We start from the raw sequence: 16,619 nt of genomic DNA, 5'->3' as shown, positions 1-16,619 counted from the left end.
CGCCCACCGCATGCTCGGCCAGGGCGCCGTCGTCACGGGCGGTCGCGGGCGGCCTCGGCGCACCGGTCGCGGAGAATGCGCTCCCGATGGCGAACCGCGGCCGCTACGCTCCGGGCATGTCCCGCACGATCTCCCTCGACGAGGCACGCACGACCGGCGTCGTCGTTACGGTCCACCGCCGCACCCTGGGCCCCGACACCGACCTGCTGGAGGGGGTGGTGCTCGCGACGGGGCACTGGACGCTCGTCGGGTCGTTGGCGGACCGGGCTCACACCGACGGCTACGAGGCGATCAGGACCGACGACGTCACGCGGGTCCGTCGTGCGCGGCGCTCGGACCAACGTTTCGTCGAGCGAGCCGCATCCGGGCTCGGGACGTGGCCGGTCCCGCTACCGGACCTCGCCGTCGACCTCGCCTCCGTCGAAGGGGTCGTGCGGTCGGTCGCCCGCGCGAGCCGCCTGCTCGCCGTGCACGCCGAGCGGACGTCGCCCGGTGAGTACTTTCCCGGGGCGGTCGAGGGACTGACGGGAGAGGGCCTCGGCCTGTGGTTCCTCGACACGGCCGGACACTGGGAGGTGGCTCCGAAGTGGTTCGGGCTCGACGAGATCACCCGTGTGTCGTGGGCGTCGCGCTACCTCGACACGTTCGACCGGTTCGGCGACAGCCCGCCGTTCGAGCCGTTCGCCCCGTCCGACCGGTAGCCACCCACTGAGTCCGCCGGGATCGTCGAGTCCCCGGCGCGGTCCGCAGCCGGCCCGGCGAGGTCCACGGGGTCCGGCACCTCGCCCCGCCCGGCACCCGCGTCCTTCGCGTCGCTCCCGAGCCCCAGCAGCACCCACACGGGACCGAACACGACCCACGCCCCGAGCACGATCGAGACCCGCAGCGCCCAGCCCCACAGCGGGTCGCCCGGCCACTGCGCGGGCGGGAGCAGGCCGTCGCCCGCGACGACCGACAGGGTGCTGATGACTCCGAGCGCGATGACTGCGGCGATCAGCGCCTTGCCGAGCTCTCGCATCTCGTGCACGAGCCCCGCCAGGCCGTCCTTGGGCGGCTTGACGGGGGCCGGCCCGTCGCCGAACCAGTGCGCGGCGCGGACGTCGGCCCACGAGACGATCGAGTGCCCGAAAGCCACCGTGAACCCCAGGTAGACGGCCGCGAGCCCGTGCACGGCCTCGGGCGGCGACCCGCTCGCGACGTCCGCGATCGATACGGTCACGAGCAGCAGGTCGATGAGCGGCACGCTGAGCAGCAGGACCGTGCTCACGCGCTGTCGCCGCAGCACGTATCGCGTGATCAGCCCCGCGGCGAGCACGACCCAGAAGCCGACCTCGCACGCGAGGATCAGCAGGACCAGCGGGTTCTCCAGGAGGCTCGACATGGTGTCCATGCTGGTCGAGCGCCCGCCCGACGGCGTCGCCCACCTCGGCGATCTTCGCTCGCCGCGCGTACATCGTTCGACGGAGCGCCTCGACGGAGGTCCGCGGCGGCGGGACGGGGTGCGCCTCACGACCGTGCCGATCCCTGGATCGTGGGACCCGGCGCCTAGGATGCTCGGTGCGGCTGATCGTGCGACTCCTTGCAGCAACCGCCCCGACCGGCGCACGACCCAGCCACCGGTCGGCACCGAACAAGCACGCGCGAGAGGGCCTGAGTGCAGCACGACGACATCGACGCCCTGCGGCGCACCCCCGCCTGGCGTCTCCTGCGCTCGGACAACGCGCCGCTCGCGCTGAGCTTCCTCGGCACCGTCTTCGTCGAGCAGAACGTCCGCTCGATCGGTGAGGCCGAGCTGGTCTCTCTCCTCGACGACGCGCTGTACGCGATCGACGGCCCGGACCGACCCGCCCGCGCGCAACCCCGGCCCGCCCCGGAGGGGGACGAGCCCGCGGTGGGGAGCGACGTCGTCGGGCAGGAGGGGGCGGACGCCGAAGCGCAGCCCCCGGCCGGGGGACGCAGGTACCCGCGCGCGCCCAAGGCGTACCTCGACCACTGGTCCGCACCCGAGCAGGGTTGGCTGCGCAAGTTCTACCCGACGGGCTCGGAGGAGGCGCACTACGACGCGACCCCGGCCGTCGAGAAGGCCGTCTCGTGGGTCTCGGCGCTGCGGGAGCGCAGCTTCGTGGGCACGGAGTCGCGCCTCAACACGGTCTTCGAGCTGCTGCGTCAGCTCACGGTCGGCACCGAGTCCGACGCCGACGCACGCCTGCGCGAGCTCGAGGCGCGACGCGCGCGGATCGAGGAGGAGATCGAGCGCGTGCGCGCGGGCCAGCTCTCGTTGCTCGACGCGGCCGCCCAGCGCGACCGCTACCAGCAGCTCACGGGCACGGCCGCGGACCTGCTCGCGGACTTCCGCGAGGTCGAGGCGAACTTCCGGAACCTCGACCGCGAGATGCGCGAGCGCATCACGGGCTGGGACGGGGCCAAGGGCGACCTGCTGGACGCGGTCGTCGGGAGCAGGTCCGCGATCGCGGACTCGGACCAGGGCCGCAGCTTCCACGCGTTCTACGACTTCCTCCTGGACCGCCAGCGGCAGGAGGAGTTCGCCGAGCTCGTCGAGAAGGTCCAGTCGCTGCCCGCGCTGGAGGAGCAGGTCGGGGACGACGACGAGGGCCCCGGGGTCACCGGCCGCGCCGCCGGGCGCCGCCTGCGCCGCATCCACTACGACTGGCTCGACGCGGGCGAGCGCACGCAGTCGACCGTGCGCGTCCTGTCCGAGCAGCTGCGCCGCTTCCTCGACGACCAGGTGTGGCTCGAGAACCGGCGCGTGATCGACGTGCTCCGCAGCATCGAGTCGCGCGCCCTCGCGCTGCGGGACGTCCCCGACCGCCTGCGGCTCGGCGCGGCGGAGACCGGACCGCTCGCGACGACCATGGACGCGACCTCGGTCGACGTGCACCTGCCGACCGAGCGCCCCCTCTACCGGCCCCAGCACCAGGAGCCGCTCGCGAGCGAGGGCGTGACCGCGGGCGTCGCGGACTTCGACGCGTCGGCCCTGTTCACGCAGGTCCACGTCGACCCCGAGCGTCTGAGCCGCACGGTCCGCGATGCGCTGCGACGCCGGGGCCAGGTCTCGCTCGCGCAGCTCGTCGAGGAGAACCCGCTCGAGCAGGGGCTCGCGGAGCTCGTGACGTACCTGTCGCTCGACGACCCGCGCTTCGCCGTCGTGCACGACCCCGCGCACACGGACGAGGTGCGGTGGGTCGTGGACGACGTGGACGCCCTGGTGCCGAGCGGCCTTGGCGGGGCGCCCGTCGCCGAGGAGGGCGAGGCCGCCGGCGGCCCCGAGGCCCTGGTCGCCCCTGCCGAGGAGGACGACGGGTCTCGCGCGAGGCCCACCGGGCCGCGCGTGCGCGTCGCGCGCGTCCCACGGGTCACGTTCGCCCGGACGGGGGCCAAGGACCTCGCGGGCGCGGTCGCCCGCTCGCTCGCGCAGGCGCCGCCCGCCGCACCCGACCAGCCGACCGCCCCGCCCAGCCCGCCGTCCGACCAGCCGTCTCCCCAGGAGGGAACCCCGTGAGCCAGCAGCCCGTCCGGACCGAACGTCCCGGGCAGACCGGTGGGCCCAGCCCCGAGCTCTCGCTCGTCGTGACCTCGCTCGTCAAGGGCGTCGTCTACCGCGAGGCGGGCACGCGCACGTGGCGCGACCTGCTCGCGCTCGAGGCGCAGGCGCGGGACTTCGTCGCGACGCTGGGCCTGGAGATCGTGATCGACGAGTCCGAGGGGTACGCGTACCTGCGTGCGCAGCCCGAGGACGAGCACGACGGCACGTTCATCCCGCGCCTCGTCGCGCGCCGCGAGCTGTCGTTCGACGTGAGCCTGCTGCTCGCGCTGCTGCGCAAGCGCCTCGCGCAGTTCGACTCCGAGGGCGGCGACACGCGCCTGGTCCTGACGCGCGACGAGATCGTGGACCTCGTCAAGGTCTTCCTGCCCGGGTCCAGCAACGAGGCCCGCGCGCGCGACCGCGTCGAGGCCAACGTGCGCCGCGTGGTCGAGCTCGGCTTCCTGCGCCCCGTGCCCGACACCCCGGACACGTACGAGGTGCGCCGCATCCTCAAGGCGTTCGTCGACGGGCAGTGGCTCGCGGACTTCGACGCGCGCCTCGCGGAGTACGCGGCCGAGCTCGCGTCGCGCGACGGGGGAGCGCCCGTGCCCGACGGCGGAGCGCCCGTGGGTGCGCTGACCATGCGTTTGTCGCAGGCCGAGCATGCGGTTGACGTCGAGAACGGGCCTGAATCCGACGCCTACCGCATGCTCGGCACCGAGCCCGGCACCGGCACGACCCACGAGGAGTCCTGATGGCCGAGGCATTGTTCAGCGCGGTCGAGCTGCACGACGCGGCGGCGGACCTGGACCAGCGGTCTGGCTACCGCCTCGACCGGCTCGAGGTCCTCAACTGGGGCACGTTCGACAAGTACGCGTGGAGCTTCGAGCTCGAAGGGCGCAACGCACTGCTCACGGGGGACATCGGCTCGGGCAAGTCGACCATCGTCGACGCGATCACGACGCTCCTGCTCCCCGCGAACCGCATCAGCTACAACAAGGCCGCCGGCGCGGACACGCGCGAGCGCACGCTGCGCTCGTACGTGGCCGGGCACTACAAGTCCGAGCGCAACGAGGTCACGGGCGCCTCCCGGCACGTGGGCCTGCGCCGCGGCCACACCTACTCGGTCATCCTGGGCGAGTTCGCCAACCGCGGGTTCGACTCGCGCGCCGTGCTGGCGCAGGTGTTCTGGCTCAAGGACGGCGCGCAGGGCCAGCCCGAGCGCTTCTACGTCACGAGCACCTCGCCCATGACGATCGCCGACGACTTCGCGGGCTTCGACGGGGACATCAACGTCCTGCGCCGGCGCCTGCGCGAGTCCGGCGCGCAGATCCGCGACCACTTCCCGGAGTACGGGCGCGACTTCCGGCGCCTGCTCGGCATCGAGTCCGAGCAGGCCATGGAGCTGTTCCACCAGACCGTGTCGATGAAGTCGGTGGGCGACCTCAACGAGTTCGTGCGCGAGCACATGCTCGAGCCGTTCGACGCGGCCCGCTGGACCGAAAAGCTCGTCGCGCACTTCGACGACCTCACGAGCGCGCACGACGCCGTGGTCAAGGCTCGCGCGCAGATCGACCAGCTCGCGCCCCTGCTCGCCGATGCGGACGCGTACGACGCCGCGGGTGCGCAGGTGCGCACCCTGACCGGTCAGCGCGAGGCCCTGCGGGGCTTCACCGCTGGGCGCCGGGTCGAGGCGCTCGACGCGCGCATCCGCGAGCTCGAGGCGTCGACCACTGCCCGCGCCGACGGCCTCGACCGCCTCAAGGAGGAGCTCGCGCTGCTCGACGCCGAGCGCCAGCGCCTCGAGGTCGAGCGCGCCGGTCACGGCGGCGACCGCCTCGCGCAGATCGAGGGCGAGGTCGCGCGCCGCGAGGTCGAGCGGGCCGAGCGCCGCGCCAAGGCCGACGAGCACACCCGCTACCTGGCCGCCGCGGGCCTGGAGCCCGTGACGTCACGGGACGAGTTCGCGGCCCTGCGCGAGCGCACGGCCGACCTGCAGTCCGACGCGCAGGACGCCCTGGGCGAGATCGAGGGGCGGGCCGGGGAGGTCGCGGCCGAGCTGCGCGCGGTCGAGGCCGAGGCCCGCGAGATCAACGCCGAGCTGAAGTCGCTGGCCGACCGCGAGTCCAACCTGCCCCGCACGAGCCTGGACCTGCGCTCGCGCCTGTGCTCCGACGTCGGGCTCACGGACGCCGACCTGCCCTTCGCGGGCGAGCTCATCGGCGTGCGCGCCGAGCACGTCGAGTGGGAGGGCGCGGCCGAGCGTGTGCTGCGCGGCTTCGCGCTCTCGCTGCTCGTGCCCGCCCGGCACTACGACGCGGTCTCGGCGTGGATCAACTCGCACGACCTGCGGTCCAAGCTCGTCTACCACCGGGTGCCCGAGCCCGCCGGCGGCCGCTCGGGGAAGGGGCGCGGCGCCGTCGGGACGCCCGCGAGCCGGGACGACGGGCCGCTCCTCGCAGACCTGCTCGAGGTCAAGGACGGCGACCTCGCGACCTGGCTGAGCGACGAGCTCGAACGGCGCGCCGACTACGTGTGCGCCGACACGCTCGCCGACTTCCAGCGCGTGCCGCGCGCCGTGACGCGCGAGGGGCAGGTCAAGCACTCGGCCAGCCACCACGAGAAGGACGACCGTCGCGCGGTCCGCGACCGCAGCGGCTACGTCCTCGGCTGGAGCAACCAGGGCAAGATCGACGCGCTGCTCGAGGAGGCCACCGACGTCACGACGCGGCGCACGGCACTGGAGGAACGGCGCGACGAGGTCGGGCGCGAGAAGAACGCGGCGATCTCCCGGTCGGGCGCGCTCAACCGGCTCGACGTGTTCCGCGAGTGGCGCGAGCTCGACTGGGAGGAGCCCGTGCGCGCGATCGCCGAGCTCCACGAGGAGAAGCGCCGCATCGAGGGCGCGTCGACCGAGCTCAGCCGCATCGCCGACCAGCTCCGCGACCTCGCGACCCGGGCTGCGGGCATCGCATCCGAGCGTGACGCGTTGCTCTCGGCGGCCGGCGCCGACAAGCACGCTCTCGACAGCGCGCGCACGCAGCGCGACCGGTCCGCGCGCGTGCTCACCGAGCAGGGTCCGCTGGAAGCGGCCCTGGTCGACGAGCTCGCCCGGCTGTTCGACGCGGAAGCCGACGACCAGGCCACCGCCCAGGGTGGCGCGCCCGGCGACGTCGAGCCCGACGCGGTCGAGAGCGCACTGAGGACCCGGCTCACGAGCCGCGTCGAGGAGGCGCAGGCCCGGCAGGGCCAGCTCGGGACGCGCATCGCCGCGCAGATGACGGCGTTCCGGGCGGCGTACCCGGTCGAGACGACCGAGCTCGACAACGACGTGCGCTCGGCACCCGAGTACCGGGCGCTGCACGAGCGGCTCACGCGCGACGACCTGCCGCGGTTCGAGGTCGACTTCAAGACGTACCTCAACACCAACACGATCCGCGACATCGCGGGCTTCCACGCCGAGCTCTCCAAGCAGGCGGACCTGATCCGCGAGCGCGTCGAGATCATCAACGACTCGCTGCGCGCGATCGACTACAACCCCGGTCGGTACATCCGCCTCGAGATGGCGCCCACGCCCAACACCGAGGTGCGCGAGTTTCGGGCGGACCTGCGGGCGTGCACCGACGGCGCCCTGGGCCTCGACCTCGAGGGGCGTCGCGACGAGGACACGGGCGAGGAGACCGTCGCGTACTACTCGGAGGAGCGGTTCCTGCGGGTCAAGGCGATCGTCGAGCGCTTCCGCGGACGTGAGGGGCAGGCCGAGGCCGACGAGGCATGGAAGCGTCGCGTGACCGACGTGCGGAGCTGGTTCGTGCTGTCCGCGTCGGAGCGCTCGCGCGAGGACGACGTCGAGCACGAGCACTACTCCGACTCGGGCGGCAAGTCCGGCGGTCAGAAGGAGAAGCTCGCCTACACGATCCTCGCGGCCTCGCTCGCGTACCAGTTCAAGCTCGACTGGGGCGCGGTGCGGTCCAAGGCGTTCCGGTTCGTCGTGATCGACGAGGCGTTCGGCCGTGGGTCCGACGAGTCGACGCGGTTCGCGCTCGAGCTCTTCAAGAGCCTGGGCCTGCAGCTCCTCATCGTGACGCCGCTGCAGAAGATCCACGTGATCGAGCCGTACATCTCGGCCGTGGGCTACGTCGACAACCCGACGGGCCGCAACTCGCGCTTGCGGACGCTGACGATCGAGGAGTACCAGCAGGAGAAGGAGGCCCACGCGGCCCTCTGACCGGCACGTCTCGGGTGCCGAGAACGGGGTTGAGGCCGTTGTCCGACGGATGACGACCTCAACCCCGTTCTCGGCCCCCGAGGGAACGGGGCAGGCGGACCTCGAACGTCGTGCCCGACGACGGAGCCGGGCCCGCGTCGTCGGCTCCCGTGCCCGTAGGGCTCGGCCGGGCGAGGTTCGTCGCCGCCGCGTCGCGCACCGTGATCTCGCCGCCGTGCGCCTGGACCACGGCCTGCGCGATCGCGAGGCCCAGCCCCGTCGAGCCCCCGACCCGGTTGCGCGCCGAGTCCCCGCGGCTGAACCGTTGGAACAACGACGGCCGGAGCGAGGCCGGGATACCGGGGCCGTCGTCGGTCACCGACAGGACGACGTGGTCCTCGCCGTCGGGCCGGACGCTCACGACCACCCGCGTGCCCGGCGGGGTGTGGACGCGGGCGTTGCCCAGCAGGTTCGCGAAGACCTGACGCAGCCGTGCCTCGTCGCCCACGACCGTGACGTCGGGGAGGTCGAACGTGTCGTCGCCGTCGGCCCACAGCACGTCGCCCTCGGCGGCAGCCTCGTCACCGTCGAGCACCGGGCCGTCACTCTCGGCCACCGGCAGGTCCAGCTCCCACACGTGGTCGCGGCCGGCCGCGTGCGCGTCGGCGACCGCGTCGATCGCGAGCGCCGCGAGGTCCACGGGCTCCCGGTCGAGCGGCCTGCCCGCGTCGAGCCGGGCGAGCAGGAGCAGGTCCTCGACGAGGTCGCCCATGCGCAGCGCCTCGGACTCGATGCGGTCGAGCGCGCGCAGGGTGTCGGGCGGGACCTGGTCGGGGGAGCGGCGCACGAGCTCCGAGTACCCGCGGATCGACGCGAGGGGCGTGCGCAGCTCGTGGCTCGCGTCGGCGACGAACTGGCGGACCTGCGTCTCGGACTCGTGGCGCGCGGTGAGCGACGCCTCGACGTGGTCGAGCATGCGGTTGAGCGCGGCCCCCACCTGGCCGACCTCGGTGCGCTCGTCCGTGAACTGCTCGTCGACGCGCGGGATCTCGCCGACCTCGCCGCGGTCGAGCGGCAGCTCGGACACGTGCACGGCGGCGTCGGCGAGCGAGTCGAGCGGGCGCAGCGAGCGGCGGACGAGCCACGTGCCGAGCACCGACGCGAGCGCGATCCCGACCGCTGCGAGCAGCACCTCGACGAGGAGGAATCCTTCGAGGGTCTGCGTCACCGAGGCCGTGCTCATGGCGGTGATCGACGGTTCGCCGCGCTCGGTCGTCGTGGAGATGGCGCGGAACGTCCCGAGGTCGGTGACCTCGACGTCGTGCGGCTTCCCGTCCGCGGGGACCGACTCGAGCTCGGCGATCTGCGTGGCGTCGAGCTCGCGGCGGTCGCCCCGGTCGTCGACGTACCCGGCGAACTGCACCTCGCCGCCCGAGTAGACGACGTTGACGGTCCCTGCGCCCTGCCCGGGCGGCAGGGGATCGTCGTTCCCCGTGCCCGACGACGGCGCCTCGCCCGGGGAGGTCCCGGCGCCCGGGTCCTGGGCGGGGGGCGTTCCGTCGCCAGGACGGTCGAAGGGGCCGCGCTCGGCGCGCTGGCTCGCCTGGACGAGCTCGTCGTCGAGACGGTCGACCAGGCTCGTGCGCAGGGCCAGCGTCGAGCTGACCGCGAGCGCGACGCTGAGCACGAGCAGGATGCCGACGAGGACCACGACGAGCTGCCTGCGCAGCGTGCGCGGCCGTGCGGTGAGCGACGCCCGGGGTGAGGTCACGCGTCAGGCCCTCGCGGCGCCGTCGGGCGTGGTGCTCGCCGGCCGGCCGCTGTCGGCGCCCGCGGTGTCCGCGCTGCCCGAGCCGCCGTCGGCGGGCTTGATGACGTACCCGACCCCGCGCAGGGTGTGGATCATGGGCTCGCGGCCCTTGTCGATCTTGCGACGCAGGTAGGAGATGTAGAGCTCGACGATGTTGGCCTGCCCGCGGAAGTCGTAGTTCCACACGCGGTCGAGGATCTGCGGCTTGGACATGACGCGCCGGGCGTTGCGCATGAGGTAGCGCAGGAGCTCGAACTCGGTGGCCGACAGGTGGATGGGGTCGCCCCCGCGGAACACCTCGTGCGAGTCCTCGTCGAGGACCAGGTCGCCGACCACGACGGTCGAGTCCTCGCGCGCGGCGGTCGCGCCGCCGCGGCGCATGAGGCCGCGCAGCCGGGCCACGACCTCCTCGAGGCTGAACGGCTTGGTCACGTAGTCGTCGCCGCCCGCGGTGAGCCCGGCGACACGGTCCTCGACGGTGTCGCGGGCCGTGAGGAACAGGACGGGCACGTCGGGGGAGACCGCGCGGATGCGGCGCAGCACGGTGAGGCCGTCGAGGTCGGGCAGCATGACGTCGAGCACGATCACGTCGGGCCCGACGTCGCGGGCCGTGCGGATCGCGGACTGCCCGTCGAGGGCGGTCGAGACGTCCCATCCCTCGTAGCGCAGGGCCGAGGTGAGGAGCTCGGCGAGGTTGGGCTCGTCGTCGACCACGAGGACGCGCACGGGGGAGCCGTCGGCCCGGGTCAGGCGCTCGGGGGCGCGAGGCGAGACGAGGGGTTCCGTGGGCGCGGGGGTCGTGGTCATGGGTCCATGGTGCGCGCGGTGTCTCGGCCGCGCCTGTGCTGTTCCTATGAGTCGACTGTGAGGCCCCGTTTCGGCAGGATCATGCGGATCGAAACGGCCACGATCGAAGTCGACCTTTTTGTTGTTCTTGCTTTCACTGATGCCCCCTCTTGCTTGTTTGATTCGAAACTGCTAGTCAGGCTGCTCCAGAGTCACCTCCGCCGTAGCCGTGGAGCCGCACGGGTTCTCTTCGGTCTTCCACGGGATCCTCAAGGTGTCAGCGTATATGACGGTTCCCGAAGCGTCCTTGACGGTGATCGTTGTCTCGTCCGGGACGGAGCCGGGGAAACTAATGGTGCGCGATTCTTCGTCGCCACCAGCCTCACGCCCGAAACAAGCCTCTGTGGCTTCACAACTCGCCTCGATGATCGAGCCCGGTGGCAGGTCACCGGGAAACGAAACGACCAGCGTGTTGGAGGCGCCATCGGCGGGGCAGTCAAGATTACTCGAGCAACCCGAGATCAAGGTGGCAGGCACCATGAGGCACGCCAAGGCGGGAAAGGTCAAGCGCCGATGCCTGTACATGCCGGGGAGGGTATCAGAGACACGGCACCAAGTCCCCTAGGTCCGTCGGCGGGAGTTCCATCTGGCCAACGGCAGGAACGTTAGGTGAATCGAGCTGAGCCCCATCATCGCTCCCGACGGAACACGTCCCAACGGGAGCGCTCCTTGAATCAGCGCCCGCACGACCTTCGTCCACGGGAGTGCCCCTGGACTACGTCGCGTCTCCTCCGGTTCTGACGAAGCCAGTACACGAATGACGCCAGTCCGGTCGGGGTGGGGAGCGGATCGAGGAGTTAATGGCGCATGTAGGCGTTGGCCGAAACGTGCCTGAGTACCGGTGCCCCGTCCCTCACGGACCCGAAGGCGAGCGGCGGGAGCTCTGAGGCTTGTGGCGTGCCCTCAGTCGAGCGGCCGCTCCCGGTGCGAGGCGGCGAGCGTCGAGGCGAGGATCGCCTCGATCGCGAAGGCCGTGGCGCCGGCGAGGTCGACCGCGTCGGGGTCGAGCAGCCACTGCGTCTGGAGCCCGTCCATGACGGCGATGATGGTGCTGGCCGCGCGGTCGAGCGCGACGGGGTCGAGCGCGACGTCGTCCTCGGGGGTCAGGAGGCCGGCCTCGCGGCGTTCGGCGATCACGGTGGTCAGGGCGCTCGTGATGTCTCCGCGCAGGCCTGCGAAACGGCGCGTGGCCCAGTCGCGCGCGGGGTGCTGGTCGGTCACGGACTCGCCGGTCAGGACGGTGTAGGCCTGCACGATGCCGGGGCGCTCGGCGTTCATCCGGGCGGTCGTGACGAGGTGGCGGAACAGGTCGAGACCGCCGGGGATGTGCTTGCCCTCGAGGTGCTCGACGTCCACGACGTCCCGGAACTCGAGGACCTCGATGAGGAGCTGGTTCTTGGACCCGAAGTGGTGGAGCACCCCGGCGTGGGTGATCCCGACCTGCTCGGCGACCTCGGCGAGCGAGCCCTGGTGGTACCCCTTGGACCCGAAGACGCGCATGGCTGCGCGCAGGATCTCTTCGCGCCGGGCGGCGGTGCCCTTGCGCGGTCGGCGCGTGCGCGCCGGTATGGCCTCTGTCATGACCGCAACCATACTGTGATCTTCGTTGACTTACTGACCTGTAAGTAAGTGTGGTTGTATATCGGCCAGCAGACAACGCCGTCCGAACGGAGCACCTGGTGTCACTGAAGACCCACGACGTCACGACCGACGTCACCCCCGACGTCAGCCCTGAGGGCGCGGTCGACGTCGACGGGACCGAGGAACGCCTCGCGCGCCTCACCGCAGACCTCACGGTCGAGGAGAAGGTCTCCCTCGTCGTCGGCGCGGGCATGTGGACCACGACCCCGATCGAGCGCATCGGCCTGCGGGCCGTCGCGATGTCCGACGGCCCCGTGGGCGTGCGCGGCACGGGCGGCGAGACCGACGGCGTCGCGGCGGGAGCGCGGACCTCCGCGATGTTCCCCGCCCCCAGCGCGCTCGCCGCGACCTGGGACCTCGACCTCGCGACCCGCGCGGGCGCGCTCTTCGCGTCCGAGGCCCGGCGCCACGGCGTCCACGTGGTCCTCGCCCCGCAGATCAACCTCCAGCGCACGCCCGTCGGCGGCCGCCACTTCGAGTGCTACTCCGAGGACCCGCACCTGACGGCCGAGATCGCGGTCCGGCTCGTGCGCGCCTCGCAGGAGAACGGGGTCGGCATGAGCGTCAAGCACTACGTCGCGAACGACTCCGAGACCGAGCGCACGCGCTACCTCGCCCGCCTCGACGAGCGCACGCTGCGCGAGGTCTACCTCCCGCCGTTCGAGCGCGTCGTGCACGAGGCCCAGGCCTGGAGCGTCATGGGTGCCTACTCGGGCGTCGACGACGGCGAGACCGCCGCGCCCGTCCTCGAGCACCGCCCGCTCCTCACCGGGATCCTCAAGGACGAGTGGGGCTTCGACGGCGTCGTCGTGAGCGACTGGGTCGCGACCAGGTCGATCCGGGGCGCGGTCGAGGGCGGGCTCGACCTCCAGATGCCCGGCCCCGACGGCCCCTGGGGCGACGGCCTGCTCGACGCCGTCCGCTCGGGCGAGGTCGCCGAGGCCGAGCTCGACGACAAGGTCCTGCGCCTCCTGCGCCTGGCCCACCGCGTGGGCGCGCTCGACCTCGGCGGGCCTTCCGCCCCCGGCACCGGCTCCGGCACGGAGTCCGGCCTCCAGCCCGACGGCGCACCCTCCTCCGCGTCGTCGGCCCGCGACGGGCTCACGGGTCAGGAGGCGTCGGCCGCCTTCCTCCGTGAGCTCGTCGCACGCTCGATCGTCGTGCTCAAGAACTCGCCGGTCGCACCGCGTGCCGGGGTGCCCGGCGGGGAGGTCCGGCTCGTCCCCCTCGACCCCGCCGCCCTCGCGGCCCCGGGGCGCCCCCTGACCGTGGCGCTCCTCGGCCCGGCCGCGACGGCCCCCTTCCTGCAGGGCGGAGGCTCGTCGTTCGTGGTCCCGGACCGCGTCTCGACCCCCGAGGAGGAGATCCGCGCAGGGCTGCCCGAGGGTACGCGCCTCCTCGTCCACGACGGCGCGCGCTCCCGCTCCAACCCGCCCGCTCTCGACGTCGCCGGCCGGTGCAGCGACCCGCTCACGGGCGCGCCGGGCCTGCGCGTCGAGCTGCTCGACGCCCACGGCGACGTCCTCGACTCCCGCACGGCCCCGACGTGGGACGGCTGGCTCCAGGACGTCCGCGCCGACGCCGTGGCCGTGCGGGTCCGCGCCGACGTCGACCTCGACGAGCCCGGCACGCACGAGCTCGGCATCGGCACGGTCGGCGTCCACACCGTCACGGTCGAGGGTCAGGTCGTATCGACCGGCGACGTCGTGGTCGACGAGGACGTCGTGCTGAGCTCGGGTCACAACCACCCTGTCGCGCGCACCGTGACGGTCGAGGTCGCCGAGCCGCGCACCACCCACCTCGACGCGACCCTCCAGGTCGTCCACGCGGTCGGGTACGCGTCGTTCGTGCGCGGCGAGCTGGTCCACCGGCTGCCCGGGGCGAGCGCCGAGGAGCTGCTCGACGACGCCGTGGCCGCGGCCGCCGCAGCCGACGTCGCGATCGTCGTGATCGGCACGACCGAGGAGGTCGAGTCCGAGGGCTACGACCGCCCCGACCTCGACCTGCCCGGCGACCAGGACCGGCTGGTCGAGGCCGTCCTCGCCGCCAACCCGAGGACCGTGGTCGTCGTCAACGCGGGCGCCCCCGTCCTGCTGCCGTGGCTCGACGACGCCCCCAGCGTCCTGTGGGCCTGGCTCGGCGGGCAGGAGGCCGGGACCGGTCTCGCCGACGCGCTGCTCGGGGTGACCGAGCCCTCGGGCCGTCTCCCCTGGACGCTGCCCGCCCGGGCCGAGGACGTCCCAGTCCCGCACGCGATCCCGCACGAGGGCGTCGTCGAGTACACCGAAGGGCTCGACGTCGGCTACCGCGCGTGGGAGCGCACGGGCACCACGCCCGCGGCCCCGTTCGGTCACGGCCTCGGCTGGTCCGAGTGGGAGTACCTGGGCGCGACGGTCGTCGGGCCCGACGACGGCTCGAACGTCCTGATCGACGTGACCGTCCGCAACGCGGGCACCCGCACGAGCCGCGAGGTCGTGCAGGTCTACGTCGAACCCGGCGCGGCCTCGTCGCACGACGCGTCCGGCGCCCCGCACCGCCCCGTGCGCTGGCTCGGCGGCTTCGCCGTCGTGGACGCCGGGCCGGGCGAGACCACCACGGTTCGCGTGTGCGTCCCCGCACGCGCCTTCCAGACCTGGGACGTCCCCGCGCAGCAGTGGGTCACCGCTGCGGGCGGGCACGTCCTGCGGGCCGGCCGGTCGATCCGCGACCTCCGGCTCCGGGCGACCCTGCCCGACTGACCCCGGGGCGCTGGTCGACCAGGGCGACCCGCTCGACCAGCTCCCCGAACGCACGACCCGCACGACCCAGCCCCACCCCGTCCCACCAGCAAGATGACCGGTTCACCGCGGACCGCACGTACGGTTCGTCCAGTTTTTTCAGTGCAAGGAGGCACTCATGAACAAGCGCAGGATCAGCACGGCGATCATCGGGCTCACGTCCCTCGCCCTGGTCGCCACCGCATGCAGCGGCGGCAGCGGCGACGGGGGCACCTCGTCGGCAGGCAGCTCGGACGTGCTCACGATCGGCATGCCCAACGGCCCGCAGACCGACAACTCGAACCCCTTCGCGAACACGTCGTCGGCGATGTCGCTCGGCTACGCGTTCGCGATCTACGAGCCGCTCGCCCAGGTCAACACCGTGCGGCCCTCCGAGGACCCCACGCCGTGGCTCGCGAGCGAGTGGGAGTGGAACGCCGACTACACGCAGCTCACGCTCACGGCCCGCGACGGCGTCACGTGGTCCGACGGCGAGGACTTCACCGCCGACGACATCGCCTACTCGTTCCAGATCCGCAAGGACAACGAGGGCCTCAACACGTTCGCCCTGCCCTTCGGCGACATCGCGGTCGACGGCAACAAGGTCACGGTCTCCTTCACCTCGGGCCAGTTCGTCAAGCAGGCCCAGATCCTCCAGCTCTTCATCGTCCCCGAGCACATCTGGAAGGACGTCGACGACCCCACGACCTGGACCAACGAGGAGCCCGTCGGCACCGGCCCGTACACCCTCAAGTCCTGGACCGCGCAGGCCGCGACCCTCACCGCGCGCGACGACTACTGGGGTGGCGAGCTCGGCGTCAAGGAGCTGCGCTACAGCTCCTACAACGACAACAACGCCCTCACCAACGCCCTCGTCTCGGGCGAGGCGCAGTGGGGATGGACCTTCATCCCGGACTACCAGAAGGTCTACATCGACGACAACCCCGACGTGAACAACCAGTGGGCCCCCACGGGCCTCGGCGTCGACACGCTCTTCCTCAACACCGAGACCGAGCCGTTCGACGACGTCGCCGTCCGCAAGGCCGTCCAGATGGTCCTCGACCGCCAGCAGATCTCCGACCTCGCGTCCTCGGGCGTCTTCCCGCCCCTGCTCAACGTCACCGGCATGCCCGAGCCCGCAGGCACCGACTTCATCACCGCGCCCTTCCAGGGCAAGAAGTACACGGTCGACGTCGACGGCGCCAAGAAGGTCCTCGCCGACGCCGGCTACACCCTCGACGGCACGACCCTCAAGGACCCCGAGGGCAACGCCGTGACCTTCACGCTCACCAACCCCACGGGCTGGTCCGACTACCTGACCGAGCTCCAGATGGTCGCCGACGCCGTCAAGCCCCTCGGCATCGCCGCGACCGTCGAGGGCCAGAACGCCGACGCCTGGTTCACCGCGATCGCCGAAGGCGACTTCCAGGCCTCCATGCACTGGACGGACGGCGGCGCGACCCCCTGGGACACCTACTCCAACCAGATGGACGGTGCCCAGTACATGCCGCTCGGCGAGCGCGCCAACTGGAACTTCGGCCGCTTCAAGAACGACGAGGCGACCGCGGCCCTGGCCACGTACGCCAACGCCACGGACGAGGCAGCCCGTACCGCCGCGCTCGAGACCGTCCAGCAGGTCTTCGTCGACGAGGTCCCGACCATCGCGCTCCTCGGACGCCCGGCCGCGGCCCAGTACTCGACCAAGAACTTCGTGGGCTGGCCCTCGGACGAGGACCCGTACGCGAACCCGCAGCCGACGACGGCGAACGCGTCGCTGATCCTCACGAAGCTGAAGCCGGCTTCCTGATCGTCTCG

10 protein-coding genes are annotated in these 16,619 nt (G+C 72.4%); 6 read left to right on the top strand and 4 right to left on the bottom strand.

From position 1 onward, the window contains the following. Positions 1–116: 116 nt before the first annotated feature. Positions 117–701: a hypothetical protein gene (locus JOD49_RS07995; RefSeq protein WP_205306698.1), complete on the top strand. Its 585-nt coding sequence runs from the start codon at positions 117–119 to the stop codon at positions 699–701. Here JOD49_RS07995 and JOD49_RS07990 read toward each other — a convergent pair. Next, positions 632–1,381: a hypothetical protein gene (locus JOD49_RS07990; protein WP_205306697.1), complete on the bottom strand. Its 750-nt coding sequence runs from the start codon at positions 1,379–1,381 to the stop codon at positions 632–634. The two genes, JOD49_RS07995 and JOD49_RS07990, sit on opposite strands and share 70 nt — an antisense overlap. A 273-nt stretch (positions 1,382–1,654) precedes the next feature. On the opposite strand from JOD49_RS07990, the gene JOD49_RS07985 reads away from it, so the two are divergent. From JOD49_RS07985 to JOD49_RS07975, 3 genes are read left to right on the top strand one after another with little or no spacing between them, the layout of a single operon-like run. After that, entirely contained in the window at positions 1,655–3,520 is a 1,866-nt protein-coding gene (locus tag JOD49_RS07985; RefSeq protein ID WP_307822444.1) for a DUF3375 domain-containing protein, read from the top strand. Next, entirely contained in the window at positions 3,517–4,299 is a 783-nt protein-coding gene (locus JOD49_RS07980; RefSeq protein ID WP_205306696.1) for a DUF4194 domain-containing protein, read from the top strand. The genes JOD49_RS07985 and JOD49_RS07980 overlap by 4 nt, the downstream gene beginning before the upstream one ends. Next, positions 4,299–7,772 carry an ATP-binding protein gene (locus JOD49_RS07975; RefSeq protein WP_205306695.1) on the top strand — a complete coding sequence of 1,158 codons (3,474 nt, stop codon included), beginning with the start codon at positions 4,299–4,301 and terminating at the stop codon, positions 7,770–7,772. Before JOD49_RS07980 ends, JOD49_RS07975 begins: the two co-directional genes overlap by 1 nt. A gap of 58 nt (positions 7,773–7,830) precedes the next feature. Here JOD49_RS07975 and JOD49_RS07970 read toward each other — a convergent pair whose 3' ends face one another. The 3 genes from JOD49_RS07970 to JOD49_RS07960 all read right to left on the bottom strand — a co-directional run bounded on the left by JOD49_RS07970 (position 7,831) and on the right by JOD49_RS07960 (position 11,988). Beyond that, entirely contained in the window at positions 7,831–9,522 is a 1,692-nt protein-coding gene (locus JOD49_RS07970; protein WP_205306694.1) for a sensor histidine kinase, read from the bottom strand. A 3-nt stretch (positions 9,523–9,525) separates the two neighbouring features. Continuing rightward, positions 9,526–10,368, bottom strand: a complete 843-nt coding sequence (locus JOD49_RS07965; protein WP_275588968.1) for a response regulator transcription factor — start codon at positions 10,366–10,368, stop codon at positions 9,526–9,528. A 942-nt stretch (positions 10,369–11,310) separates the two neighbouring features. Then, positions 11,311–11,988: a TetR/AcrR family transcriptional regulator gene (locus tag JOD49_RS07960; RefSeq protein ID WP_191791808.1), complete on the bottom strand. Its 678-nt coding sequence runs from the start codon at positions 11,986–11,988 to the stop codon at positions 11,311–11,313. Positions 11,989–12,086: 98 nt separating this feature from the next. Between JOD49_RS07960 and JOD49_RS07955 the strand changes: the two genes are divergently transcribed. Together JOD49_RS07955 and JOD49_RS07950 are read left to right on the top strand one after the other, a co-directional pair. Further along, positions 12,087–14,786: a beta-d-glucosidase gene (locus JOD49_RS07955; RefSeq protein ID WP_307822443.1), complete on the top strand. Its 2,700-nt coding sequence runs from the start codon at positions 12,087–12,089 to the stop codon at positions 14,784–14,786. Between the two features lie 157 nt (positions 14,787–14,943). Continuing rightward, positions 14,944–16,611 carry an ABC transporter substrate-binding protein gene (locus tag JOD49_RS07950; protein WP_205306693.1) on the top strand — a complete coding sequence of 556 codons (1,668 nt, stop codon included), beginning with the start codon at positions 14,944–14,946 and terminating at the stop codon, positions 16,609–16,611. Positions 16,612–16,619 lie beyond the last annotated feature (8 nt).

The organism is Oerskovia jenensis (assembly GCF_016907235.1).
Taxonomy (GTDB): domain Bacteria; phylum Actinomycetota; class Actinomycetes; order Actinomycetales; family Cellulomonadaceae; genus Oerskovia; species Oerskovia jenensis.
The sequence above is the reverse complement of the archived record's forward strand: the minus strand, read 5'-3'. Positions and strand labels throughout refer to the sequence as shown.

Bases quoted from the DNA above. Each gene is read 5' to 3' on its own strand.
- JOD49_RS07995 (WP_205306698.1), top strand. From the start codon at position 117: ATGTCCCGCACGATCTCCCTCGACGAGGCACGCACGACCGGCGTCGTC.
- JOD49_RS07990 (WP_205306697.1), bottom strand. From the start codon at position 1,381: ATGTCGAGCCTCCTGGAGAACCCGCTGGTCCTGCTGATCCTCGCGTGC.
- JOD49_RS07975 (WP_205306695.1), top strand. From the start codon at position 4,299: ATGGCCGAGGCATTGTTCAGCGCGGTCGAGCTGCACGACGCGGCGGCG.
- JOD49_RS07965 (WP_275588968.1), bottom strand. From the start codon at position 10,368: ATGACCACGACCCCCGCGCCCACGGAACCCCTCGTCTCGCCTCGCGCC.
- JOD49_RS07960 (WP_191791808.1), bottom strand. From the start codon at position 11,988: ATGACAGAGGCCATACCGGCGCGCACGCGCCGACCGCGCAAGGGCACC.
- JOD49_RS07950 (WP_205306693.1), top strand. From the start codon at position 14,944: ATGAACAAGCGCAGGATCAGCACGGCGATCATCGGGCTCACGTCCCTC.